The following is a 22,999-nucleotide window of genomic DNA, read 5'->3' as shown; positions in this document are numbered from 1 at the left end:
CAGAGCGTCGCCGCTATGAGGGCGCGCCATGACCAGCGGTCTCCCCGTCGCGATCTTGGGTGCCGGCCCTGCCGGGCTGACGGCGGCGTACGCGCTGTCGAAGAAGGGCATCCCCGTGACGGTGCTCGAGGCCGACCCCGAGTACGTCGGCGGCATCTCGCGAACGGCGAAGTACAAGGGCTACCACTTCGACATCGGCGGCCATCGCTTCTTCTCGAAGTCGAAGGAGATCGAGGACCTCTGGACCGAGATCCTCCCCGACGACATGCTCGACCGCCCGCGGTCGTCGCGCATCTTCTACAACGGTCAGTTCTTCGCCTACCCGCTCAAGGGCGCGGAGGCGCTCGTGAAGCTCGGCCCGATCGAGGCCGCGCACTGCGTCCTCTCCTACGCGAAGGCGCGCGCGTTCCCGACGCCGAAGCCTACCAACCTCGAGGACTGGGTCACGAACGAGTTCGGCTCGCGGCTCTATCGGATCTTCTTCAAGACCTACACCGAGAAGGTCTGGGGGATGCCTTGCAACGAGATCAGCGCCGACTGGGCGGCGCAGCGCATCAAGGGCCTCTCGCTCTCCGGCGCGATCAAGCACGCGCTCGTCCCGCAGAGGAAGCCGAAGAACCAGGCCGACAAGAAGGGCGTCATCAAGACGCTCATCGACACCTTCCGCTACCCGCGCAAGGGCCCGGGCATGCTCTGGGAGGCGTGCGCGGAGAAGGTGAAGGGCCTCGGCGGGACCGTCGAGATGGGCTGCCGCGCCGAGTCGCTCGACTACAGCGCGGACCGCGGGAGCTGGAAGATCGGCTTCACGCGCAAGGACGGCACCACCGGCGAGCTCGAAGCGCGCGCCGTGATCTCCTCCGCCCCGCTCCGCGAGGTCGCGAACGCGCTCGCGCCGAAGCTCTCCGCGGAGGCGACGAAGGCGGCGAACGCGCTGAAGTACCGCGACTTCATCACCGTCGTGCTCATCCTCGAGGACAAGAACCTCTTCGACGACAACTGGATCTACATCCACGACCCGAACGTGAAGGTCGGGCGCATCCAGAACTTCAAGTCGTGGTCGCCGGAGATGATCCCGGATCCGAAGATGGCCTGCTACGGCCTCGAGTACTTCTGCTTCGAGAACGACGGCCTCTGGTCGATGAAGGACGAGGACCTCGTGAAGCTCGCGACGAAGGAGCTCGCGAAGATCGGCCTCGCGAAGGAGAGCGACGTCACGGACGGCTGCGTCGTCCGCCAGGTGAAGGCGTACCCCGTCTACGACGACGACTACACGAAGAACGTCGAGACGGTGCGGAGCGAGATGGAGCAGAGGTTCCCCACGCTCTACCCGGTCGGGCGCAACGGCATGCACAAGTACAACAACCAGGACCACGCGATGATGACCGCGCTCTTGACGGCGGAGAACATCGCGGCCGGCTCGCGCGTGTACGACGTCTGGGAGGTGAACCAGGACGCCGAGTACCACGAGGCCGGGAAGGCCGGCGCCGAGACCACGATCGGCACCTCCGGGATCCGCGCGGTCCCGACCCGCGTCGTGAACCGCACCGAAGGCGCGTGACCGCGCCGACGCCCCGGCACGTCCTCGCCGGCTTCTGCGCGCTCCTCCTCGTCGGCGCGCTCTTGCATCGAGGACACAGCGTCGAGTCGCTCGACGTCCGCACCTACGTGCAGATGATGCGCGGCGTCGCGGACCACGGGCTGCCGTACTGGGACAACGGCCCGCTCGATCGCTGGCCGCTCGTCGTCCCCCACGCCGCCCCGGCGCGCGGGATGGTGTGGGGCATCTACAGCCCGCTCTATCCTTATCTCCTCGCGCCGGTGCTGAAGGCCTTCGGCCTCGCCCGCGTCTCGAGCGCCACGTTCGCGCTCCTCGTCCCGATCGTCCTCGCGACGTTCGCGCTCGCGAAGCGGTTCGTGAAGAACGAGTGGTACGCGGTCGGCGCCGCGGCGCTCGTCGTCGTGTCGACCCCGCTCCCGGGAAAATCGCTCGAGATGACCGCCTTCCCGCTCGCGGTCCTGATGGCGACGCTCGGCACCTACTTCGGCGTGCGCGTCGTGGCGGGCGACTCGTCCCCGCGCACCGGCGCGCTCGCGGGGCTCGCGTGGGCGGCGGCGACGGCCGCGCACGTCCTCACGTTCCCGATGGCGGCGGCGTCGCTCGCCGTCATCGCCGTCGCGCCCGCGCCCGACGGGGGCCGCTCGCTCCGCGCCGCGGCGCGCCGGGTGGGCCCCGCCTTCGCCGGGTTCGTGGGCGGCCTCGCGCCGGTGTGCCTCCTGAACCGCGTCCGCTTCTCGTCGCTCAACCCCATCTCCTACGGTCCGCCGCCGTGGTGCGGCCCCGCCGAGATGAACCTCGCGTCGCAGGTGAAGTACGGGATCCCGATCGGCGTCTTCACGCTCGTCGTCGTCGCGCTCCTCGTCGTCGTGCGCAAGAAGCGCTTCGCCTGGATCGGCGTGCTCGCGGCCGCGCTCGCGGTCGCGTGGCTCCAGCCGACGCTGCACGAGAAGGGCGCGCGTTACCTCGGGATCGGCTTCGGCTACCTCGTCGACGTCGGCTTCTTCGACCTCGATCCGTGGATGTACGTGCGCGAAGAGGACAAGCTCGGGCTGCTCATCGGCGGGTGGACGAACAAGGCCACGCTCCAGGCGACCCCGCTCGTCGCGCTCGCGGTCCTCTCGTTCCGCGCGGCGCGGCGCGAGCTCCGCTGGCCGCTCGCCGCGCTGCTCCTCCCGACGGTGGGGCTCTACGCGTCGTTCCTCACGCGCGCGAACATGCCGTACACGCACGCGTTCGGGTTCCCGTGGGCGTACCACCGCTACACGCTCCCCGCGCTCCCGGCGCTGCTCACCGCCGCGTTCGTCGTCATCGAGCGCGTCCGCCTCCCGCGCGCCGCGTTCCTCGCCGCCGCGGCGCTGGGTCCGCTCCTCGCGATCTACTTCTGGAACGTCTCCGACCACGTGCTCCTGAAGCGCGTCATCCTCCTCGTCCTCACGCTCGCCGCCGCGCTCGGCGCCGTCGTCGCGACGCTGCTGGTGCTCCGGAAGGAGGACGATCGCCGCCGCGCCCGGATCGCGCACGTGACGATCGCCGCCGCGATGGTGCTCGGGATCGGGATCGCGTGCGGTCACGACTTCCGCGCGCACTACGAGGGGAAATACTGGTGCGACCACTGGGTCGATCGCTTCGGCGAGGCGGTGCCGCGTCGCTTCGCGCTCATCGGGAACCTCGGTCAGTTCGACGTGCTCCTCACGACGACGGCGACGCACGACGTGCGCTACGTCGACATCGGTCACTTCCCGGAGTGGGGCCACGGCCTGCGCGAGCTCGTCGACTACTGGCGCGCCGAGGGCCGCGAGGTCTACCTCCACGCGCCCTTCGTCGTGTGGCACGGCGTGCCGGCGAGCCCGTGGCCGGACGTGACGTTCGTGCCGACGGCGACGGTCCCGGATGTGCTTCACCTCGAGTTCGCCGACGTGGTACCGAAGGCGCCATGAAACGCGCCCTCGTGACGGGAGGCTCCGGCTTCCTCGGCAGCTTGATGACGAAGCGGCTGAGCGACGACGGGTGGCACGTCGTCAACATCGACCTCGAGCCCGACGCGCAGGAGCTGCCGAACCTCACCTCGATCCAGGGCGACATCCGCGACCGGGACCTGATGGAGCAGACGTTCGCGAAGCACGACTTCGACGTCGTCTTCCACCTCGCGGCGATCCTCGCGCACGGCAAGGTCGATCAGGAGCACCTCTGGACCTCCAACGTCGACGGCACGAAGCGGGTCGTCGAGATGGCGGAGAAGCACGGCGTGCGCCGCGTCGTCTTCACGTCGTCGAACTGCCTCTGGGCGGAGGGCTTCAATCGCCCCGTCACGGAGGACGACGCGCCGAACCCGGTCGAGGTGTACGGCGTCTCGAAGTGGGAGGGCGAGAAGGCGCTCCTCGGCGCGACGAAGACGAACGCGGTCGTCGTCCGCTGCCCCACCATCATCGACGCGGGTCGCCTCGGCCTCCTCTCGATCCTGTTCGAGTTCATCGACGACGACAAGCGCCTCTACGTCGTCGGCGACGGCTCGAACCGCTACCAGTTCATCTACGCGCAGGACCTCATCAACGCGCTCCTCCGCGCGGCCGAGTACGGGAACACCGCGCTCTTCGGCATCGGCTCGAAGGACGTGAAGTCGCTCCGCGAGGTGTACGGCTACGTCATCGACAAGGCGGGGTCGAAGTCGAAGATCGCGTCGCTCCCGAAGGGCCTGACGATCCCGGCGATGAAGCTCGCGCACAAGCTGAAGGTGAGCCCGCTCGGCCCGTACCACTACAAGATGATCGCGGAGAGCTTCTCCTTCGACATCTCCAAGATCACGCGCGAGCTCGACTGGACGCCGACGCTGACGAACGAGGAGATGCTCTACCGCGCGTACCAGTACTACTCCGACAACCGGAACGACATCGCCGCCCGCACCAACGTCTCCGCGCACAAACAGAGCGCGAAGATGGGCGTCATTCGCCTGCTGAAGTGGGTGTCCTGAGCTCGTAGATCCAGACCGGGAGGCCGGTCGTGCCGTGGACGTGCACGATCGGGAAGATGCTCCCGTCGTAGTCGGAGACGTGCGCGACGCGGTAGGGCCCCTTGTCGTCACGAAGCTGACGGAACCACCCCACCGCGCCTCCTTGCGCGGCGTCGCGCTCCTGCGTCGGCGCGTGCTGCCGGCCGGCGCCGAGGTAGAAGTCGTCCGGACGAATGAGGTAGCGCCACACCCACGCGTACGGCACGACGATGAAGCGCGGCGCGCGCGCGGGGGCGTCCTCGAACGGCGCTTCGATCTCGGTGACGCCCGGCAGCGGGTTCCGCCCCGCGACCGGCTCCGGCCCGACCCGCTGCACGCGCGCGTCGGGCACCTCCGTGAAGCGTGGAAGATACACGTTCTTGCCGTACACCTCGACCGTGTCGCCCGGCGCGACGTGCGCGCGGAGCCACGCCTCCGCGTCGTAGCGGGGATCGTGGTGGAGGTTCGCCGCGACGGCGATGCACGTGAAGAGGCCGCCGGCGAGACCGGCGCTCGCGACCGCCTGCGCGACGAGCCGGCGCGTACGGCCGGCCGCGAACACGAGCGGCGCGAGCGCGAGCCCGCCGTACGGCGCGAGCATCAACGCCTGCGGGAGGAGGAACCGCGCGTCGGCGCGCCGCGCCACGAAGTTGAACGCCACCGTGAACGACACGAGCACGAGCAGAGGCACCGCGACCGCGACGACGGCAGGCCCGCGCGAGCGGCGCGCGCGCGCGAGGGCCCAGCCGGCGGCGGCGAGGGCGAAGGCGCCGAGGGGCTTCGGCATCTGGCGCGGGAAGCGGTGGTACGCGTCGGCGAGGAGGCCCCAGCGGCCGGGCCAGTCGTTCGTGTACTCGACGTAGTCCTGGCTCGCGCTGCCGCGGAGGAACGCGAGGCGGCCCGCGAAGCCGGACGGGTTCAGGAGCGCGTTGTCGACGACGAGCAACACCACGAGCGCCACCGCGGCGCCGATCGCGGCCTCGCGGAGGATCGCGCCGCGGCGCGAGAGCGAAGACTCCGCGAACGCCCACCCACCGAGCGCGATCGGGATCGAGAGCGCGAACAGCGCATAGGCCTGGTCCTTCGTCCCGATCGCGAGCGCGGCGAGGACGAACGCGCGGCGGAGGAGCCGCGGCTCGGCGCGCACGATGGCGCGGACGAAGACGAGGAGCGACCACGTCGCCCAGAAGAGGTACGGCACGTCGAGGTTCGTCGTCTTCGCGTAATACGCGAGCGTCGCGTTCACGCCCGCGAACGCGGCGGTGCACCAGCCCGCGCGACGCGACGCGCTCGGCGTGGAGCCGGGCAGCGCGGTCGCGATCTCCTCCGCGGTGCGGGCGAGGAAATAGACGATCGCCACCGACATCACGAGCGACGCCGAGCGCGCGACGTACGCGATCGACGTCATGTACGGCACCTGCACGAGCTCGCCGACGAGGGAAGGGAGGTCGTGCGCCGGCGCGCGGAGATAACCGGCGAGCGTGATCGGGAGCGTCAGGACCGCGAGGACGACGAGGTGGACCGGCGGATACGTGTTGAAGCTGCCCGGCGTGAACGTCCGATACAGACCGGGGAGGAAATCGCGCGGCGCGACGCCGTCGCTGTCCCAGCCGTCCGTCGCGGGCAGCCCCCACCCGATCCCGACCGCGTGCACCACGAGGACCGCGAGCAGGATCCACGCGAGCGGATCCGACGCGAGGCCGGCGATACGGGCGCTGCGGGAGCTCGCTGGCTTCGCCATGTCGACTGCGCGAGCCTTCGCGCGCGCCGGTCAGAGCGACAGCTCGTAGAGCTTCACCATGTCCGTGCGCTCGCACGGACGCGGGTTACTGCGATGGCAGGCGTCCTCCATCGCCTTGTCGGCGAGCTTCGGGATGTCCGCCTTCGTCACGCCCTCCGCGCCGAGGCCGCCGGGGAGGCCGACCTTCTCGCGCAGCGTGCGGAGCGCGTTCGAGAGGCTCGTCGCGGTGAGGTCGACGAGGCGCCGCACGCGCTCGACGCGCTCGGGGACGGCCGCGTTGTTGAAGTCGACGACGGCGGGGAGGCAGAGCGCGTTCGCGAGCCCGTGATGGAGGTTCTTCTCGCTCGAGAGCGGGTGCGCGAGCGAGTGGCAGACGCCGAGCCCCTTCTGGAACGCGACCGCGCCCATCATCGCCGCCTTCATCATCGCGCCGCGCGCCGCGAGATCGCTGCCGGCCTCCACCGCGCGCGGCAGGTGCTTCGCAGAGAGCTCGATGCCCATCAGCGCGATGCCGTCCGCCATCGGGTGATCGCCGACCGAGAGGTACGCCTCGATGCAGTGCGTGAGCGCGTCGAAGCCCGTCGCCGCCGTCACGCGCCCCGGCATCGAGACGGTGAGCTCCGGATCGAGGATCGCCGCCTTCGCCATCAGGTGCGGGCTGAAGATCACGGTCTTCCGCCCCGTCGCGGCGAGGGTGACGACGCCGGAGCGGCCGACCTCGCTCCCGGTGCCGGCGGTGGTGGGGACGTTGATGATCGGCGGGACGTTCGCGGTGATGTGCGCGTCGCCGCCGATCGCGTCGTCGTACTCGTGGAGCGGACGCTCGTGTGTCGTCTTCAGCGCGATGAGCTTGCCGGTGTCGAGCGGCGCGCCGCCGCCGACGGAGACGACGAGGTCGGCGCCGTGCTCGCGGTACGCCGCGACGCCGTCGACGACGTTCTGCTCGACCGGGTTCGGATCGACCTTGTCGAAGACCTTCGCCGCGATGCCCCCGCCCTCGAGGTTGGCGCGCACGCGGTCGGCGATGCCCGCCTTCGTGACGCCGGGATCCGCGACGACGAGGACGCGCCTTCCGCCCGCGCGCTTCACATGTTCGGGGAGCGCCTTGATCGCGCCCGTGCCGAAGACGACGGTGGTGGGGAAGCTCCAGGTGACGAGGGACATGGCAGGCGCAGGCTACCGAAGTCTGCGCCGCACCGCGAGGACGACCGCCGTCCGCTCCACCGGGACGAGCTCGAAGTCTTCGCGCTCGCCGTCCCCCGCCGCGAAGCGCGAAAACTGGGGATCGTTCGCGAAGCGAGGATCGCGCCGCAGGCGATCGTCGATCACCACGAGGCCGACGCCGCGCTCGTGAACGAAGTCCCAGAACGGACCGCGTTTGTCCTGCTGCCCCACGCGCTCGAACGGGAAGCCCGCGTACACCGCGCGCGAGTAGCTCGTCTCGAGGATGACGGTCTTCTGCTTCAGTCCGAGCGAACGGAGCGCGCGGATCGTCTCCGCGGCCTCGGGCGGCGACGACGGCGGGGGGACCGCGGGGCGAAGGAGCGCCGGCGGCGCGCCGGAGCGCGCCGGGAGCAGCGCGAGGAGCGACGCGAGGAGGGCGACCTGGACGATCCCGCGGAGCCGCGGGCGAAGGAGCGGCGGGACGACGGTCCCCGGCGCGCTCGCGAGCGCGGCGAGCGAGAGCCACACGAGCGGCAGCAGCACGTGCTCGCGCGGATGGATCAAGAGCGCGGACCCCAGCGTCGTGAGGAGCACGACGAGGTAGAGCGGCATCCACCCCACGAGCCGCGCGTCGAGGCGGCGGCGGACGAGCGCGCGGATCCCGACGAGCACGAGGACGACGAGCACGAGCGCCACGACGACGACGAGGAAGAGCGGCACGTACCTCAGCGGCCCCACCACCGCGACGATCGCGCGCGGGAGCGCCTTCGCGTTCTCGCCGACGTGCCAGAGGAACGCCTCCGGGTTCTCGCGCGCCGCCTCGAGGATCGTCGTCGCGTGCGGGAAGTCCGCGCGGGTGTGCTCTTCCCAGGTCGTCCATGCGTCGACGCCGAGGTGCCGCGCGCGAATCACGTTGCGCGCGTAGTGCTGGCCGAACGCGAAGAACGCGCGCCACCCTTGCCGCGGCTCGCCGAACACGAGCCGCAGAACCGCGGGGACGGCGACGACGAACAGCGATGCGAGCGGGCGGCGCCGCCGGCCGACGACGCCATGGATCGCCGCCGCCGCCGCGAACGCGTACGAGGGGACGAGCAGCTCGGCGCGCGCGTACGCCGCGACGGAGACGGCGGCGGATCCGAGCGCGAACGCGACGCGCCGCTCGCGCGCGAAGGTGGACGCGAGCGCGCCGGCGGCGAGGACGAGCACCGCGAACTTCGAGACGAACGGGTTGACGAGGACCGCCCCCGAGAACGACCACACCGCGGAGGCGGTCGCCGCGAAGCCGAGCGAGGCGCCGGAGCGCCGCGCGAGCGCGTAGAGCAGGAGCGGCAGCGCGAGCGCGAGGACGAACCAGTTCAGGTAGTAGAGCGAGAGCGGCTCACGCGCCGCGAGCGACAGGACCCGATACCACGCCGGATAGAGCGGGCTCGACTCCGCGAGCGGCAAGTAGCGATCGCGGAGGTGATGGGCGGCGTCGAGGTAGATCGTCTCGTCGTCGAGCTCGACGTCGATCGTCCCCGCGAGCCCCGCCGCCGTCTTCAGCGCGACGAGGAACACGAGGACGGGGACGACGACCCGCGCCGGGTTACTCGGCCCACCGCGCACGCATCGCATCGATCTCCCGCCCCGTGAAGAAATGCCGGACGTAGCGCGAGGTCACCACCTCCTCGACCACGCTCCCGGGAAACCGCGCCGTCCGCATGATCGTGGCGAAGCTCTCCGCGTTCTCCTTGTCGCTCGTTCGATTCACGGGCTCGAGCGACAGATCCAGATCGACGAATCGGGAGAGCTCGCCGACGAGGCGAGGCAGCCGATCGTGGCGGTACACGAACAAGCGGAGGTGGTGCTCCTCGTAGACGCCGAACCCGGCCTCGACGTCGAACGGGTGCGCGTACACGTCGAGCTCGCGGCAATACCCGTGATCGAACCAGTCCAGGATCAACCTGCGATGCGGCGACAGCACCATCGCTCTTATCTTCTTCGTCGCCGCTTCGACCGACCACTCCGACGGGTCCTGGATTGGAGACTGATAGAACCCCGAAATGAGGCGCTCGAACGGATCCCGTACACCGGAGATGACGCGAATTGGCTTGTCCGCGTTGCGCGCCATCACTTCTTCGTAGGCAAAGAAGCAGTCCGGGTAGGTCGCTACGAAATCACTCGGCCAGTGGAAATGAAGGACCAACGACTCGTGGCCCGCCGCATAGATCGCCGCCTCGATGGCCTTCGATCCGACTTTTCCCATTTGATAGAGGTGAATCCTGCTGTCGAGGACGTGCTGGCTCGCCGCGTTCGGCACGCGCCCCTCGTAGTATCCGTCGTACATCCAGTGCCGCACCGCCGCCTCCGGACTCTCGATTTCGAGCTCCGGATAACGGGACACGTAGAACGCGGGGTCGATGAACGCGTGCAGCACGCGGTTGTAGGACCGGCCTTCGGCCCAACCTCGCTCGATGAAGTGCGCGAACAAATCGTCCGATCCCAAGTCGGTCAGATCCGCGACGCCGTCGCGATGACGATGCGTGCGATAGAAGTCGACGTCGAAGTGGCGCAGCCATAGCGATAGGCGCCCGCATCGAGGCAGGTTGACTCGGTTCAAGCTCGGGACCGACTCTCGAAAACCCATCCCACCTCCTACTGCTACCGTACTCTACGCGACAGCACGATGACGTCGATGGAATGGGCCGCGCGGTTCGCCGAGATGGGCGCTCGGATCACGGAGCGGTGGCGCGCGCGGCGCCGCGACGAAGCGGCGTTCCCCGAGATCGCGCAGCGCGTGCTCGAAGAGACCGACCTCGGCAGCGACGTCGACGAGCTGGTCCTGGCGATGCTCGCGCAGGATCCCCTGCCGTGGCAGAGCGATCCCGAGGCGAGCTTCGGCCAGCCGCCGTTCACGACCTTCCGCGGAGAGGACTTCTTCATCGAGGCGCTCTTCTGGATCGACGGGCTCATCACCATCCATCAGCACTCCTTCAGCGGCGCGTTCTCGGTCTTCTGCGGGTCGAGCGTGCATTGCCGCTACCGGTTCACGGAGACGTCGCGGGTGAGCTCGGCGATGGCCCTCGGCGCGCTGGAGCTGACGGACACGGAGCTGCTCGTGCGCGGCGACGTCCGGCCGATCCACGCCGGGCCCGCGCTCATCCACTCCACGTTTCACCTCGAACGTCCGACCGTCACGATCATCGTGCGCACGGACACCGGGCGCGAGAGCGGACCGCAGTACAACTACCTGCCGCCCTCACTCGCGCTCGATCCGTTCCAGCCGCGACCGGCGGTGACGAAGCGCATCCAGCTCCTCACGATGCTCCACGCCGCCCGTCCCGACGCGTACTGGCGCGCGGCGGAGCTCACCCTCGCGCGCGCCGACTTTCACGCGGCCTATTTGATCCTCGCGGAGGCGTGGCGCACGCTCGAACGAGCCGAAGACCGCGCGCGGCTCTTCGCGATCGCCCGCGCGACCCAGGGCGCCGATCTCGACCTCGTCTTGCCGGTGCTCGAAGAGAGCGCGAAGAAGCGCGCGTTCGTCGCGCGACGCGACGGCGTGACGGACGACGAGCTGCGCTTCGTCCTCGCGCTGCTCCTCAACGTGCCGAAGAGGGCCGCGATCTTCGACCTGCTCGGCGAACGTTTCCCCGGCGTCGCGCCGACCGAGGTGCTGCTGCGGAACCTGCAGAAGCTGAACTTCGACGAGGTGGGCCTCTCGCTCGCGAAGTTCCTGATGACGGGCGATTCGAGCCGCGACGCGCTGAAGGAGCACCTCGCGCGGGAGAACGTTCGGTTCACGAACGACTACGAGCTGCTCGCCTGCGTGCGCATGTTCAGGGAAGCCCCGGGCTTCGGCGCCCTCTTCGCTTAGACTGCCGCGATGGAAGAGCGGGATCTAGAGAAGCTCGGCTTCGCGAACATGCTCGAGACCCTGTCGCTCGAAGCGCGCGGCGTCGTCTACGCGGGCGCACATCGCGGTGAGCACGTCCCCGAGCTACGGGAGGCCGGCTACGAGCACATGCTCCTCGTGGAGCCCAACGCCGACGACTTCGCGCACCTCCAGACCTTCACGAGCGCGCACGTGCGGTGCGTGCAAGTCGCGCTCACCGATCGCGAGGGGCCGCTCGACTACTGGGCGGCGCCGGGTCGTTTTGCGGTCCTCAACTCGATCCTCGAGCCGGACGAGGAGCACTTCTCGAACCTCTTCGCCCGCGCGAGCCCGACGGAGGGCGAGGTCCGGTTCGAGAAGCGCACGGTGCAGGGCACGACGCTCGACGCGCTGCTCGCCACCGACGACGCCCCCTACAACCTGTTCTACCTGAACGTGCAGGGCGCGGTGCTGCCGGCGCTCAAGGGATCGAGCAAGGTCCTCTCTCGATTCGACGTCGTCGTATGCGAAGCGGAGCTCGTCTCGCGCTATCGGAACGCGCCGCTGTTCGCCGAGCTGGAGCCGTGGATGAAGGCGCACGGCTTCATGCTCAGCGGGCTCTCGCGCAGCGAGGACGCCGAGAACGACTTCGGCATGGCGTGTTTCCTCCGCATCCGGAGGTGAAATGGCTCGTTCGACGAGTTGGCCTCGCGTCACCCGTTCGGGCGACGAGGCGCGTTCGGCGGCCGTGTCACCCGATTGGAGCCGAATCCCATCGGTCGACTTTCGTCCATCTTCGGCCAGACGTCTGCTCTGCTCTCCACGCTCATGCTCGACCCTCGCCAACAGCCCCTTCGCGCGCACGACGGAACGCTCGACCCGACCGATCTCCGCGCGTTCGCCGCCCCGCATCGCGACGCCGCAGGACGAGCGCGCCTCATCGAGCTCGCGCGGAGGGTCCGCGCGGAGCGCGTGATTCGATCGGTCGTCGCCAGGCGCGGCGCATGGGAGCACGTTCACGAGTCGGTCGTGCACGCCCTCGAACGCCTCCCCGCCGTCGCTTCGCGTGATTGGCAGAACGTCGATCGTGCGCTCTCGCAGCTGGCGTGCGGCGATCTGAACGACGCGTCTCTCGGCGATGGCGTCGTTCGCGCGGCGATGGCGGCGGCGACGCCAGATTCGCCGGCCTTCGAGGCGGAGCTGAGCGCGCCGATGCGCCTTCGCTGGCGCGACGTGATCACGCCGCGCGTTCGCGCGGTCGCCTTCGATCCGAGCGCGCCCGACCAGCTCACGGTCCGATCCGTCGACGGAAAGACCATCGTCGTCTCGTCCACGGACGACGCGCGTATCGTACGCACGCCTCGTGTCACCTTCGGGGACACGACGTCGAGCCTGGTCCCGGCGTGGATGCACGACACCTATTCGTGCTTCGCCGACGGCTTCGAACCGTCCCCGCTCGAGACCCCGAAGCTCGTGAAAGAGACGACCGAATTGGGCGCCTTCCTCGCGGCGGCGGCGCCGGAGCACTTGGGGTGGATCCAGGAAGTGACGTGCGACCTCGTTCCGGTATGCGCGCGGGACAACCTGCTGCTCAGCGGCACCTGTCCGCAGTTTCCGGGCCGGATCGCCGCCACGTTTCCGCTGTCTCCCGTCGCGTTGGGAGAGCTCCTCGTTCACGAGGCGAGTCACCTCCACCTCGGGCTCGCCGGCGAGCTCGCCACGTTGGACGACGGGAGCGACCCGGACCTGTACTATTCGCCCGCCCGCAAGACGGGGCGGCCCATCGACAAGATCCTCTTGGCGTTCCACGCATGGGCGAATATCTGCGTCTTCTACGAGAAGTGTCTCGAGAAGGACCTCGATCGCGACGGGTGGGCGGAGCGAAATCTCTCCGCGATGAAGAAGGAAACCGACGAGCTCCGACACGGCCTCGAAAAATCTCCCGCGCTCACCCCGTACGGTCACGCGCTGTGGATGCCCTTCTACGAGTGAGCTGCTGTAGCAACGGTCAATCATCTCGAACACAAGGAGAACGACGACATGTCGAAGGAAAACGCTGACAAGTTCCTCGCGGACATCAACAACGACGCGAGCCTCAAGGAGAAGCTGCTCGCCGGCGCGGCCAGCGCGACGGCGTGGATCGCAGAGGCGGCATCGAAGGGTTACGAGGTGACGGCCGAGGAGCTCCGCGCCGCCGCCGAGGCCCTCGTGGGCAAGCCCGTGGCGGAGGGTGACCTGATCGGCACCTTGCGCGGCCTCTTCGAGGGGGAGCTCCAGGATGGGGACCTCGACGCGGTCGCTGGAGGCGCGGGTCCGGTGGCTGCGAACGCGGTGCGGAAGGTCAACGTCCCGGCGCTGAAGGGCGCGGTCGTTGGTCCTGGCGGCAATCAGTCCATGTTCGTTCGCGAGGCGTCGCCCATCTTCCCGAAGGACGGCATGCCGGCGGACGCCAACATCAAGATCAAGGGCCGCTGAGTCGGAACGTTCGAAGAGGAGGTGCTCGATTGGGTCGTCATCTATGCGTCGTGGTCGTTCCGTCGACCTTCTGCAATCTGCGTTGCTCGTATTGCTACGAGCTGCCGTTGCTCAAGGACAAGACGCGAATCGGCGGCGACGACCTTGCGATCATGTTCGAGCACCTCGCTCTCTTCTGCCGCGAGAACGACGTCGACGTCCTCCGGGTGGTCTGGCACGGCGGCGAGCCGCTGCTGCTGCCGCCCGACTACTACTGGAAGGCCTTCGAGCTCGCGAGGAACGCCTTCGCCGGCCAGAGCACCCAGATCTTCCACGTCACCCAGACGAACCTCACCGTCCTCGACGAGGAGCGCATCGCGCTGATCCGCGACGGCTTCCACGGGACCGGCGTGTCGCTCGACATCTTCGGCAGCCTGCGCGTGAACGCGGCGGGCGAATGCAAAGAGCACGTCGCGATCAAGAACCTCGACCTCCTCCTCGAGCGGAACATCGACGTCGCCGGCATCACGGTGCTCACGAAGGGCAACCGCCGCCGCGTTCGTCGGATCTACGACTTCTACGCCGAGCGCTCGATGAGCTTCCGGCTGCTTCCTTTGCACCAAGGTGACTTCGGCTCGAACCAGTGGTTCGAGATCGGCCCACAGGACACGTTGCACGCGTTCAAGACGCTCGCCGATCTCTTCCTCGACAACCCGCGCGGCCCGCAGATTCATCCCATCATGTCCGTCGTGCGCGACGTGATGGTGTCGCTCGAAGGCGAGGACATCGGCCGCGTCGACAAGCGAACGTTCGAGGGCCTCCTCATCATCGACAAGGACGGCGGGGTCTACCCCTACAGCGACTTCCCGAGCGAGACGGCGTGTTACGGCAACGTCTTCCGGCAGCCGCTCTCCGCCCTTCTCTCCAGCCCCGCGCACGAACGCGTGATGGTCGAGACGGAGGCCCGCGTGACGAGGACGTGCAGCGCGTGTCCCAATCTGGGCAAGAGCTGCACGGGAGAGCCCGCCGCCGAGTTCACCCAAGACTTCTGGGAGAAGAACCCCGACGGCACGCCGCGCTGCACCGTCTTCAAGGGCCTCATCGAGCACATCCGCGCGCGCCTCCAAGCGAGCGGCGTCGGCGTCCTGTCCGAGGCGCCCCTCGAGCGCATCGCGGTCTGAGGCCGTGTTCGACCTCCAGCGGCTGGTCCACCCCGTGCCGCTCGGTGTCTTCTTCGCGGAGCACTGGGACAAGAAGCCTTTGCTCGTGAAACGGGGAGATCGCCGATACTTCCACGAGCTCTTCTCCGTCGACGATCTCGATCCGTTCTTGTCGAACTTCGGCTCTCCCGCGCCGTTCAAGCTTCGTCTCGCGAAGGAGGACGGCGATCCGCCGAGCATCGAATTCGAGGCCAACGTCCCCCTCGACCTCGATCGAATCTACGCCGGGTATCGGGACGGCTACACGGTGAACGTCAACGACATCGCCTGCCATCACCCCGCGGTGCGCCGCATGACCCACGCGTTGCTCGCCGAGCTCGGGGCGCGGCCGCGACCGAACGTCTACCTCACGCCCGCGGGCTCACGCGCGTTCGATCTGCACTACGACACCCACGACGTCATCATCCTCCAGCTCGGCGGCGCGAAGGAATGGCGCGTCTATCAGCGCGTCGACGAGACCCCGACGCCGGCCCACTCCGTCGGTACGAACATCGACCGCGCGCGCGTCGCTGCCCCCGCGATCGAGACGACGCTCGAAGCCGGAGAGCTGCTCTACGTCCCGCGCGGCTTCGTCCACGAAGCGCACACCGAGGACCGTTTCTCCCTCCACATCACGGTCGGCGTGCTCATGCACACCTATCTCGACGTCCTCGGGAAGATGGTCGAGGCGGCGGGCTTTCGCAGCGCGAAGCTGCGCGAGTCGCTCCCGCCGGGGGCGGTGCTGGGCCGATCGCGCGCGGAGGTGATCGCGCGGCTCTTGGAGATGCTCGGCTCGGAGCTCGGCGAGTCGCTCGTCGACGAAGCGCTCGCTTCTTGGGCGATCAACGAGCTCGCGCAGTCGGCGCCGGTCGATCGCCCACGCTTCGCGGACCTCGACGGACCCGAAGGTGCGCCCATCACGCTCGACGAGCCGTTGACGCGGCCCGCCGCGCTCGTCACCACCCTGCGCGCCGGAGGCGGTCGCGTGCGCCTCCACTTCCAAGCCGGAGCGCTCGAGGGACCGTGGCGCGTGCGGCCCGCGCTCGAATACGTCATGCGCACCGAGACGCTACGCGCGCGCGACCTTCCAGGCACGCTCACGGACGACGAGAAGCTCGTCCTCGCGAGACGCATGGTCCGAGACGGCGTGCTCCTGCGGAGCGGTCGACGCGATGCTCCTTGAGGTCCCTCTCCCGGACCCGGCGGACGAAGCGGTCGACCGCGCGATGGTGGCGCGGCTCCGGCGGCGGCTCGCGCGAATGAAGAGCGTCGACGATCCCTACCCCCATTTCGTGACGAACGACCTCGTCGATCCGGCGTTCTTGACGACGCTCCTCGAGTGGCTCGAGGGCAGAGGTCGGTTCGTGCCCGTGAACGAGGGTCACTACTCGCTCCACCGCTGCGAAAACCTGCGCGACGTCGTGCGCTCTCCTGCGCGCAGCCTCGTCGGGCAACGCGCGATCGAAGCCCTCGCGAGCGAGCTCGGTCGCATCTTCGACGTCCCCCTCGGGACGCAATGGATCTACTTCGCGACCCACTGCATGCAGTCGGGGCAGTTCATCGCGGTGCACACCGATCCTCCCGACGAGGGCGGCGAGGACGTCCGCCTCGTCATCCATCTCGCGCGCCCCGAGGCGCCGGTGGGAGGTGGGGAGCTCCTCTTGCTCCGTACGCCCGAGGACGAGACGGCGGACGCTGTCGTGCCGATCCACGGCGCGAGCGCCGCGTTCGTCCTCTCGCATCGCTCGTTCCACGCCGTGAACCCGGTCCTCGCCGGGACCCGCAGGACGATCGTCTTCGGCTTCTACCGAGAAGGCCGCGTGCCCGACGAGCTGAGAGGCGCGGCGCGACCGCCTCCTGCCCGTGGTACAACGTGACGCGTTGACCGACGTCCGGAGCGTGTTCGGCGATCTCATGGGGCGCGTGAGCGCCGAATGGGCGGCCGTTCATCGTGACGAGCTCGCCTTTCCGTCCCTCGCCCGCGCCGCCCTCGAGGCCGCGCGCATCCACGAAGCGCTCGACTTCGATCGCCTCGTCGACCTCGTCCTCGACGGCGACCTCCCTCCCCAGGTCGAATCGAACGACGCCTTCGCGCCGCCGCCGATCACGATCGCGCGGGGCGAAGGCCTCGTCGTCGAGCTCGTCTTCTGGGCCGATCGCGCGCGCTCCGTCCACCAGGTCGACTTCCACGGCGCGTTCCAGGTCTTCACCGGCGGCGGCATCCACACGCGCTACCGCTTCGAAGAGAAACGACGGGTGAGCTCTTCGCTCCTCTTCGGAGATCTCTCGCTGACGGGCGCCGAGCTCCTCTCTCGCGGTGACGTCCGCGAGGTCGCGCAGGGACAGCGCGTCGCGCAGGTGACCTTCCCCACCGAACGCCCCACCGTGACGATCGTGCTGAGGACGCTCGCCGACACGACGGCGCCCCGATACGAACATCGGCGCCCGAGCGTCGCGTTCGATCCGAGCTACGCGCGTCCCACGCTGCGCAAGCGCCTCGAGCTGCTCCGCATGTTGCAGCACACCGACGTCGCCGCGTTCTGGCGCGCGGTCCCCCGGCTGATGCGCGGCGACCTCCTCGCCACCTACGAGGTCCTCGCTCGGTGTGAAGGAGGCTTCGGCGACGCGCGGCTCCGCGCGAAGCTGCTCGGCCTCGCCCGTGACGCGCACGGCGCCGACGCCGAGCCGCTCCTCCGCGCGATCGAGGCGAGCGCGCAGGAGCGCACCGTCGTGCACCGCCGGCACGAAGAAGCGGACGACGAAGCTCGCTTCCTCCTCGCGGTGCTCGCGATGGTGCCGAGCCGCCAAGCGATCCTCGATCTGCTCGCGGCCCGCTACCCCTCGCGCGATCCGGTCGAGACCGTCATCCGCGGCGTCGAGAAGCTCGACTTCAACGCCGACGCGATCGCGCTGTGCCGTGCGCTCCTCGCGAAGAAACGCGACCACCGTACGGTGCGGGTCGCGCTCGCCCGCGAGGGCTATCGCGTCGCGAACGACTACGCGCTCCTCGAGGCCATTCGTGTCGTGCGCGAGACCCCTGGCTTCGCCGCGCTCTTCGGCGAGTGACGGACCGCGCGCTCCCTCACGGCTTCCCCCCTCCTCCGCTCGGCTTGGTCGTCTGCACTCGTAGCTTGCGGGCGGGGACGCCCGCGCCGCCCGTGACCGCGTCGAGGCTCTCGTCGCCGAGCTCCCCTTCGAAGAGGCTGCGCAGCTGACCGGCGAGCGCCTCGGCCGAAATCGGCCTGCCGACGAGCCCCTCCGCCACCGCGCGAAGCTCGTCGACCGTCACCTCGTACCCCTTCGACGCCGCCTCGCTCACCCACGACTGCGCCCCCATCCCCGCGCCGAGGAGCCTCGCCCGCAGGCGAGCATCATCGTTCACCTCATCGAGAAACTTCTTCGCATCCTCGGTCGACATATCAATCCTCAGGCTACAACGCCGCGCCCACGTTCCGTAGTCGAGCCCTCTCGCGGGGGTCTGGGGGCGGCGGAGCGCGCGCGCAGCGCGTGCGGAGCGACCCCCAGCGGGAGAGCTCGAGAGGGCAGAGCCCTCTCGAGCTAAACAGACTCGAAGTAGCGGCGGAGCTCCCAGTCGGTCACCGCGCGCTCGTACTGGCGGACCTCCCAGTCGCGGGTGCGGACGTAGTGATCGACGAAGGCTTCGCCGAGGATGTCGCGGGCGCGCTTGCTCTCGTCGAGCCAGTCGGTCGCCTCGCGCAGCGTGCGCGGGAGGCGGCGCTCCTTGTTCGCGCTCGCGTCGCCCTCCGCGACCGCGGGCGGCTCGATCTCGTTCTCGATCCCCCAGAGGCCGGCCGCGAGGCAGGTCGCGATCGCGACGTATGGATTGATGTCGGCCGCGGTCTGCCGATACTCGATGCGCGTCGACGACGGGCCGCCGGGGATGACGCGGATCGCGGTCGTGCGGTTCTCGATGCCCCACGACGCGTTGAGCGGCGCCCACACGCCGGGCACGTAGCGCTTGTACGCGTTCACGGTCGGGGAGTAGAGCGCGGTCAGCTCGGGCATCAGATCGACCTGCCCGCCGACGTAGTGCCGCGCGATCTTCGAGAGCTGGTGCGCGCCGGCCTCGTCGTAAAACACGTTCTTCTTCTGCGCGTTCCAGAGCGCCTGGTGGAGGTGGCCGCTCGAGCCGGGGAGGTCGTGGCTCCACTTCGCCATGAACGTGACCGCGAGCCCGTGCCGCGACGCGAGGCTCTTCAGCTGCGTCTTGAAGAGCGCCGCCTTGTCCGCGGCGCGCAGCGCCTCGTCGTACTTGATCGCGACCTCGTACACGCCCGGCCCCGTCTCGGTGTGGAGCGCCTCGAGCTCGACGTCGAACGCCTTCATCTCGTCGAGGATCGCGTGGCAAAAGGCGCGGTTCTGCTCCTCGCGCAGCCACGAGTAGCCGAACATGCCGGGCGAGATCGGCGTCAGCTCGCGGAAGCCCTTCTCCTGCAGCGTCTCGGGCGTCTCCTTGAAGACCCAGAACTCGAGCTCGACGCCGACCGTCGCGGTGAAGCCTCGCTCCTTCGCGCGCGCGAGCACCGTCTTCAGGAGCGCGCGCGGACACGCGGGGTGGGGGCGATGGCCGCCGGGGGCGCTCGGGTCTTTTTCGACGAAGTCAACGATAAAAGCTGCTGTGTCGAGTTCCGCGGGGAGGACGCGGAAGGTGCTCGCGTCGATCATCGCGTGCGTGTCGGGGTAGCCCGAGTGCCAGCCGGTGACCTTCGCGTTGTCGTACAGGACGTCGGCGATGTCCCAACCGAAGATGACGTCGCAGAAGCCGAAGCCGGGCTCGAGCACGCTCCAGAACTTGTCGAGCGCGACGTATTTCCCGCGGAGGACGCCGTCGAGGTCGAAGCCGCCGACCTTGACCTTCTTGATCCCCAGCTCGTCGAACTTCTGCTTCAGCGCGGCGACGTCCATCGCCCCCGAAGCTATCACGCGCGCTCTTCACTTCGGTGGGAACCAAAGCTCGACCGGGGCCACTGTGTCTGCACGAGTCATGCGTCCCCTCATCCGCGCTTCCGTCTTCGTGTTCGGGCTCGCCGCGTGTGCGCCGACGCCGCGGCCCGTCGATCCCGCCGCCGTCGCGATGCCGGAGCAGCCGCCGCAGCCCGACGAGGGCGAGGAGGGCGCGACCGCGACGGAGCCCGGCCCCGGCCCCGCTCCCGCTCCCGCTTCCGCGGCGGATGCGCCGAAGGACGATCCGAGCACGATGCTCAACGGGGCCTGGTCGGCGACGTTTCGGCACGATCAGAAATGGGCCGACGCGATCAAGAACATGCGCGACGCGCGGGCGGCGTACGTCGCCGCGGCGACGCCGGTCTTCACGTCGACGAGCGGCGTGCCGGCGGCGAGCGAGTTCCAGCACGTGAACATGCTCCTCGAGCAGCTGAACCGCCGCTCCGCCGCCGCGTATTACGCGCCGGACGCGACGAGCGAGCAGCGGATCGAGGTGCTCGACGAGATCTCGACGATGCTTCTCCGCTGGTCGCAGAAGCTCGACGAGCTCGGCCTCACGAAGACGCCCGCCTCCTATCGAACGAACGGAAAGATCGCGCTCACGTTCGAGGACGTGGTGCAAGGACCCGCGAAGCGCTGGCGCGGCGAGGGGCTCACGCTCGCCAACCTCTGCGTGCAGCGCGCGAAGAGCGACAACGTCACGACGTCGGCCGCGCGCGCGTGCGAGACGCTGCACAAGACGTACACGACCGCGGGCGCGCCGCCGCCTGCGACGCAGCCCGAATGCGCGTGCCCGGCCGGCGATCCGCTGTGCAGCGCCTCGATGAACGGCTGGTGCAAGCCCGGGAAGTGACGGCCGAGCAGCGGCGGAGGAGGCGCCCTCGCAGGGCGGAGCCCCCTGTGTTGAAGACTCAGTGCCGGAGCGAATTGACGACCTCGAGCGCGATCAGCACGATGACGATGATCTCGAGGATCTGCGTGCGCGAGACCTCGACCTCGCCCTTGAGCAGCTCGTAGACGCGGCCGACGAGGCCCAGCTTCGACTCCACCGACTCGCGCCACTCCGGGATCCGGAAGCGTCCGAGCGCGGCGGTGTAGACGCGCGCGAGGTAGAAGTCGCCGACCGACTTGATCGCGTTGTCGACGCGCTCGGTGAACTCGGTGAGCTCCATGTAGCGACGGAGGACCTGCCGCGTGAGCGCGCTGAAGGGGCTCTTGAGGATGCGCGGCGAGCGCTCCACGTCGTCGTAGACCTTCGCGAGCTCGCGATCGAGGAGGCCGTCGTAGTAGCGGAACTCGAGGAGCTGGCACGTCGCGAGCTCGAGGACACGCGGCACCACGCGCGAGCCGCCCGGCTCGACGACGAGCGCGCTGTTCCAGTCGACGATGACGAGGTCGTCGGCGAGGTACGAGAACGCGGTCTTCAGCACGTCCTCGCGCGCCGAGTCCGCGAGCGCGCGCTCGCTCCTCTCGCCGAGGAGGAGCTTCGCGACCGCCTCCGACCGCACGAGCGTCTCGACCGTGCAGCCGCGCAGCTCCTCCGCGAAGACGATCGTGTAGCTCTCCGCCTCGCGCCACGCGTGCGCCTTCTCGATCGCGGGGCCGAGGAGCTTCACGATCTCGTCGCGATGCTCCGCGCCGTGGGCGTCGAGCTCGGGCGCGTCGTAGAGCGCGTCGCAGATCGGCGTGAGCGCGGCGACGGTGGTGCCGGGCTCGATCGCGATCTCGTAGAGGACCGACACGGCCCCGAAGTCGAACACGCGCGCCGAGCAGCGCGCCCGGACCGGCCCCTCGATCCCCGGCACCGCGATCTCGCACTCGGCGAGCGCGATCTCGAGCGGGCGCACCGCGATGACGAGGCCCTCCGCGAGCGTGCTCGCGAGCTCGAGGCGCTTGCCGCCGGGGACGAGCTTCTCCGCGACGTCGAGCGCGATCTGCTCGCCCGCGTCGAACACGCGATACGCGAGGATCGCGCCTCGAACGATCGCCGGACCTTCGCTCACGCCGCGATGCTACCGTCGTTCGCGTGCTGCCGCTCTTCGCCGTGCCCGAGGCCGCCCTCCACGCCGAGACGCCGCAGCCGCAGGCGCAGCCGAAGAACGCGGTGCTGCTCGATCTCGGGCTCGCGGTGGTGGGCCTCGCGTTCGAGCGCACGTTCGAGCGCCAGCTCGCGTTTCAAGTTACGGGTCACGTCTTCGGGACGTGGTTCGGACCCGCGGTCGACAAGCCGAACCTCTCCGGCCTCGGCGGCGGCGTGCGCGCGACGTGGTTCTTCACCCACGACGCGCCGCGCGGCCTCTACGTCGCGCCGTTCCTGCGCGTCGATCGCGTCACCGTCGACGAGCCGGGCGCCGAGCGCGCGTGGGGCTACTCGACGGGCGCCTTCGCGGGGTGGTCGTGGCTCTTCGCCGACCACGTCAACGTGCGCGTCGGCGGCGGGCTGCAGTGGCTCGCGTACGAGGTGCCGGTCGGCGCCCGCCGTGACTCGTTCCGCGGCTTCTTCCCCGCGCTCGATCTCGTGGTCGGCTACGCGTTCTGATCCGGGCGTCAGCCGGCGAAGTGGCCGACGACCTCGGACTCGACGATGCGGCTGCCGTCGAGCGTGAACTTGAAGAGCATCGCCGCGGCGTCGCCCTCGTCCTCGTTCGTCTCGTGACCGGACGCGAGCCCCACGAACACCTCGTGCCGGCCGTTCGCGATCGGCACGATCTCGAGGCGGATGCGGCCGTCGTTCTCCATCGCGAGCCACTCCGCCGCGACCTCGCGCGCGAGCGGCTTCTCCGCGTTCTGCTCGGGATAGGGGTCCACGAGACGCAGCTCGCTCGCGAACAGCGCGCTCAGCACGAGCGCATGCTCGCAGCGCTTGCTCCCGTTGCACGCCGCGATCGAGCGACCACCCTCCGTCGCCGCCGCCGCGCTGACGTTCGACTCTTCCGACGCCGTCCCGTCCGCCTGCGCCGCGCACGCACCAAGAAGAACCGCCAAGCCAAGGACCATCGCCTTCATCATTTCATCACCTCCACCCACATTGGTGCAGGTCACGTTCCAACGAGGGTGATCTCGACAATGCCGCGCAAAT

The 22,999-nt window shown here is 69.3% G+C and carries 21 protein-coding genes; 13 read left to right on the top strand and 8 right to left on the bottom strand.

The window, feature by feature from the left end:
* The first annotated feature begins 28 nt into the window (after positions 1-28).
* From KF837_21065 to KF837_21055, 3 genes are read left to right on the top strand one after another with little or no spacing between them, the layout of a single operon-like run.
* Complete coding sequence (locus KF837_21065; GenBank protein MBX3229823.1) at positions 29-1,558, top strand: NAD(P)/FAD-dependent oxidoreductase; 1,530 nt, start codon at positions 29-31, stop codon at positions 1,556-1,558.
* Positions 1,555-3,495 (top strand): hypothetical protein, encoded by a 1,941-nt coding sequence (locus KF837_21060; GenBank protein ID MBX3229822.1) that lies wholly within the window; start codon positions 1,555-1,557, stop codon positions 3,493-3,495. The genes KF837_21065 and KF837_21060 overlap by 4 nt, the downstream gene beginning before the upstream one ends.
* A complete protein-coding gene (locus KF837_21055) occupies positions 3,492-4,526 on the top strand; it encodes an NAD(P)-dependent oxidoreductase (GenBank protein MBX3229821.1) in 1,035 nt (344 codons plus the stop codon). Before KF837_21060 ends, KF837_21055 begins: the two co-directional genes overlap by 4 nt.
* Here KF837_21055 and KF837_21050 read toward each other — a convergent pair.
* From KF837_21050 to KF837_21035, 4 genes are read right to left on the bottom strand one after another with little or no spacing between them, the layout of a single operon-like run.
* A complete protein-coding gene (locus KF837_21050; protein MBX3229820.1) occupies positions 4,498-6,285 on the bottom strand; it encodes a hypothetical protein in 1,788 nt (595 codons plus the stop codon). The two genes, KF837_21055 and KF837_21050, sit on opposite strands and share 29 nt — an antisense overlap.
* Before the next feature lie 30 nt (positions 6,286-6,315).
* Complete coding sequence (locus KF837_21045; GenBank protein ID MBX3229819.1) at positions 6,316-7,449, bottom strand: iron-containing alcohol dehydrogenase; 1,134 nt, start codon at positions 7,447-7,449, stop codon at positions 6,316-6,318.
* Positions 7,450-7,461: 12 nt separating this feature from the next.
* Complete coding sequence (locus tag KF837_21040; protein MBX3229818.1) at positions 7,462-9,054, bottom strand: hypothetical protein; 1,593 nt, start codon at positions 9,052-9,054, stop codon at positions 7,462-7,464.
* Positions 9,035-10,075, bottom strand: coding sequence for a hypothetical protein (locus KF837_21035; protein MBX3229817.1), 1,041 nt, complete (start codon positions 10,073-10,075; stop codon positions 9,035-9,037). The genes KF837_21040 and KF837_21035 overlap by 20 nt, the downstream gene beginning before the upstream one ends.
* A 39-nt stretch (positions 10,076-10,114) precedes the next feature.
* On the opposite strand from KF837_21035, the gene KF837_21030 reads away from it, so the two are divergent.
* The 8 genes from KF837_21030 (at position 10,115) to KF837_20995 (ending at position 18,021) form a co-directional block, all read left to right on the top strand.
* Complete coding sequence (locus KF837_21030; GenBank protein ID MBX3229816.1) at positions 10,115-11,305, top strand: hypothetical protein; 1,191 nt, start codon at positions 10,115-10,117, stop codon at positions 11,303-11,305.
* A 9-nt stretch (positions 11,306-11,314) separates the two neighbouring features.
* On the top strand, positions 11,315-11,986 hold the full coding sequence (locus tag KF837_21025) for an FkbM family methyltransferase (GenBank protein ID MBX3229815.1): 672 nt from the start codon (positions 11,315-11,317) through the stop codon (positions 11,984-11,986).
* A gap of 144 nt (positions 11,987-12,130) precedes the next feature.
* Positions 12,131-13,294 (top strand): hypothetical protein, encoded by a 1,164-nt coding sequence (locus KF837_21020; protein ID MBX3229814.1) that lies wholly within the window; start codon positions 12,131-12,133, stop codon positions 13,292-13,294.
* Positions 13,295-13,342: 48 nt separating this feature from the next.
* The gene (locus KF837_21015) at positions 13,343-13,777 is read left to right on the top strand and encodes a Nif11-like leader peptide family natural product precursor (GenBank protein MBX3229813.1); all 435 of its coding nucleotides are present in this window, start codon (positions 13,343-13,345) and stop codon (positions 13,775-13,777) included.
* A 29-nt stretch (positions 13,778-13,806) separates the two neighbouring features.
* Complete coding sequence (locus tag KF837_21010) at positions 13,807-14,937, top strand: radical SAM protein (protein ID MBX3229812.1); 1,131 nt, start codon at positions 13,807-13,809, stop codon at positions 14,935-14,937.
* A gap of 4 nt (positions 14,938-14,941) precedes the next feature.
* Complete coding sequence (locus tag KF837_21005; GenBank protein MBX3229811.1) at positions 14,942-16,138, top strand: hypothetical protein; 1,197 nt, start codon at positions 14,942-14,944, stop codon at positions 16,136-16,138.
* Positions 16,128-16,832, top strand: coding sequence for a 2OG-Fe(II) oxygenase (locus tag KF837_21000; GenBank protein MBX3229810.1), 705 nt, complete (start codon positions 16,128-16,130; stop codon positions 16,830-16,832). The genes KF837_21005 and KF837_21000 overlap by 11 nt, the downstream gene beginning before the upstream one ends.
* Positions 16,833-16,836: 4 nt before the next feature.
* A complete protein-coding gene (locus tag KF837_20995) occupies positions 16,837-18,021 on the top strand; it encodes a hypothetical protein (protein MBX3229809.1) in 1,185 nt (394 codons plus the stop codon).
* Between the two features lie 16 nt (positions 18,022-18,037).
* Here KF837_20995 and KF837_20990 read toward each other — a convergent pair whose 3' ends face one another.
* Together KF837_20990 and KF837_20985 are read right to left on the bottom strand one after the other, a co-directional pair.
* Positions 18,038-18,373 carry a Nif11-like leader peptide family natural product precursor gene (locus KF837_20990; protein ID MBX3229808.1) on the bottom strand — a complete coding sequence of 112 codons (336 nt, stop codon included), beginning with the start codon at positions 18,371-18,373 and terminating at the stop codon, positions 18,038-18,040.
* 140 nt (positions 18,374-18,513) lie between these two features.
* Positions 18,514-19,881, bottom strand: a complete 1,368-nt coding sequence (locus KF837_20985) for a glutamine synthetase (protein ID MBX3229807.1) — start codon at positions 19,879-19,881, stop codon at positions 18,514-18,516.
* Positions 19,882-19,960: 79 nt separating this feature from the next.
* On the opposite strand from KF837_20985, the gene KF837_20980 reads away from it, so the two are divergent.
* On the top strand, positions 19,961-20,773 hold the full coding sequence (locus KF837_20980) for a hypothetical protein (protein ID MBX3229806.1): 813 nt from the start codon (positions 19,961-19,963) through the stop codon (positions 20,771-20,773).
* Between the two features lie 58 nt (positions 20,774-20,831).
* On the opposite strand, the gene KF837_20975 is transcribed toward KF837_20980, so the two are convergent.
* Positions 20,832-21,923 (bottom strand): hypothetical protein, encoded by a 1,092-nt coding sequence (locus KF837_20975; protein MBX3229805.1) that lies wholly within the window; start codon positions 21,921-21,923, stop codon positions 20,832-20,834.
* Positions 21,924-21,946: 23 nt separating this feature from the next.
* Here KF837_20975 and KF837_20970 point away from each other — a divergent pair, with 23 nt between their 5' ends.
* Entirely contained in the window at positions 21,947-22,459 is a 513-nt protein-coding gene (locus tag KF837_20970; GenBank protein ID MBX3229804.1) for a hypothetical protein, read from the top strand.
* A gap of 8 nt (positions 22,460-22,467) precedes the next feature.
* Here the strand turns inward: KF837_20970 and KF837_20965 are convergent, their stop codons facing one another.
* Complete coding sequence (locus KF837_20965) at positions 22,468-22,929, bottom strand: hypothetical protein (GenBank protein MBX3229803.1); 462 nt, start codon at positions 22,927-22,929, stop codon at positions 22,468-22,470.
* Between the last annotated feature and the right edge of the window lie 70 nt (positions 22,930-22,999).

Source organism: Labilithrix sp. (assembly GCA_019637155.1).
Classification (GTDB): domain Bacteria; phylum Myxococcota_A; class Polyangia; order Polyangiales; family Polyangiaceae; genus Labilithrix.
The sequence above is the reverse complement of the archived record's forward strand: the minus strand, read 5'-3'. Positions and strand labels throughout refer to the sequence as shown.

What these genes read in the sequence shown, in the direction of transcription:
- KF837_21065 (MBX3229823.1), top strand. Translation starts at nt 29, where the DNA reads ATGACCAGCGGTCTCCCCGTCGCGATCTTGGGTGCCGGCCCTGCCGGG.
- KF837_21055 (MBX3229821.1), top strand. Translation starts at nt 3,492, where the DNA reads ATGAAACGCGCCCTCGTGACGGGAGGCTCCGGCTTCCTCGGCAGCTTG.
- KF837_21050 (MBX3229820.1), bottom strand. Translation starts at nt 6,285, where the DNA reads ATGGCGAAGCCAGCGAGCTCCCGCAGCGCCCGTATCGCCGGCCTCGCG.
- KF837_21045 (MBX3229819.1), bottom strand. Translation starts at nt 7,449, where the DNA reads ATGTCCCTCGTCACCTGGAGCTTCCCCACCACCGTCGTCTTCGGCACG.
- KF837_21035 (MBX3229817.1), bottom strand. Translation starts at nt 10,075, where the DNA reads ATGGGTTTTCGAGAGTCGGTCCCGAGCTTGAACCGAGTCAACCTGCCT.
- KF837_21030 (MBX3229816.1), top strand. Translation starts at nt 10,115, where the DNA reads ATGACGTCGATGGAATGGGCCGCGCGGTTCGCCGAGATGGGCGCTCGG.
- KF837_21025 (MBX3229815.1), top strand. Translation starts at nt 11,315, where the DNA reads ATGGAAGAGCGGGATCTAGAGAAGCTCGGCTTCGCGAACATGCTCGAG.
- KF837_21020 (MBX3229814.1), top strand. Translation starts at nt 12,131, where the DNA reads ATGCTCGACCCTCGCCAACAGCCCCTTCGCGCGCACGACGGAACGCTC.
- KF837_21015 (MBX3229813.1), top strand. Translation starts at nt 13,343, where the DNA reads ATGTCGAAGGAAAACGCTGACAAGTTCCTCGCGGACATCAACAACGAC.
- KF837_21000 (MBX3229810.1), top strand. Translation starts at nt 16,128, where the DNA reads ATGCTCCTTGAGGTCCCTCTCCCGGACCCGGCGGACGAAGCGGTCGAC.
- KF837_20990 (MBX3229808.1), bottom strand. Translation starts at nt 18,373, where the DNA reads ATGTCGACCGAGGATGCGAAGAAGTTTCTCGATGAGGTGAACGATGAT.
- KF837_20985 (MBX3229807.1), bottom strand. Translation starts at nt 19,881, where the DNA reads ATGGACGTCGCCGCGCTGAAGCAGAAGTTCGACGAGCTGGGGATCAAG.
- KF837_20980 (MBX3229806.1), top strand. Translation starts at nt 19,961, where the DNA reads ATGCGTCCCCTCATCCGCGCTTCCGTCTTCGTGTTCGGGCTCGCCGCG.
- KF837_20965 (MBX3229803.1), bottom strand. Translation starts at nt 22,929, where the DNA reads ATGATGAAGGCGATGGTCCTTGGCTTGGCGGTTCTTCTTGGTGCGTGC.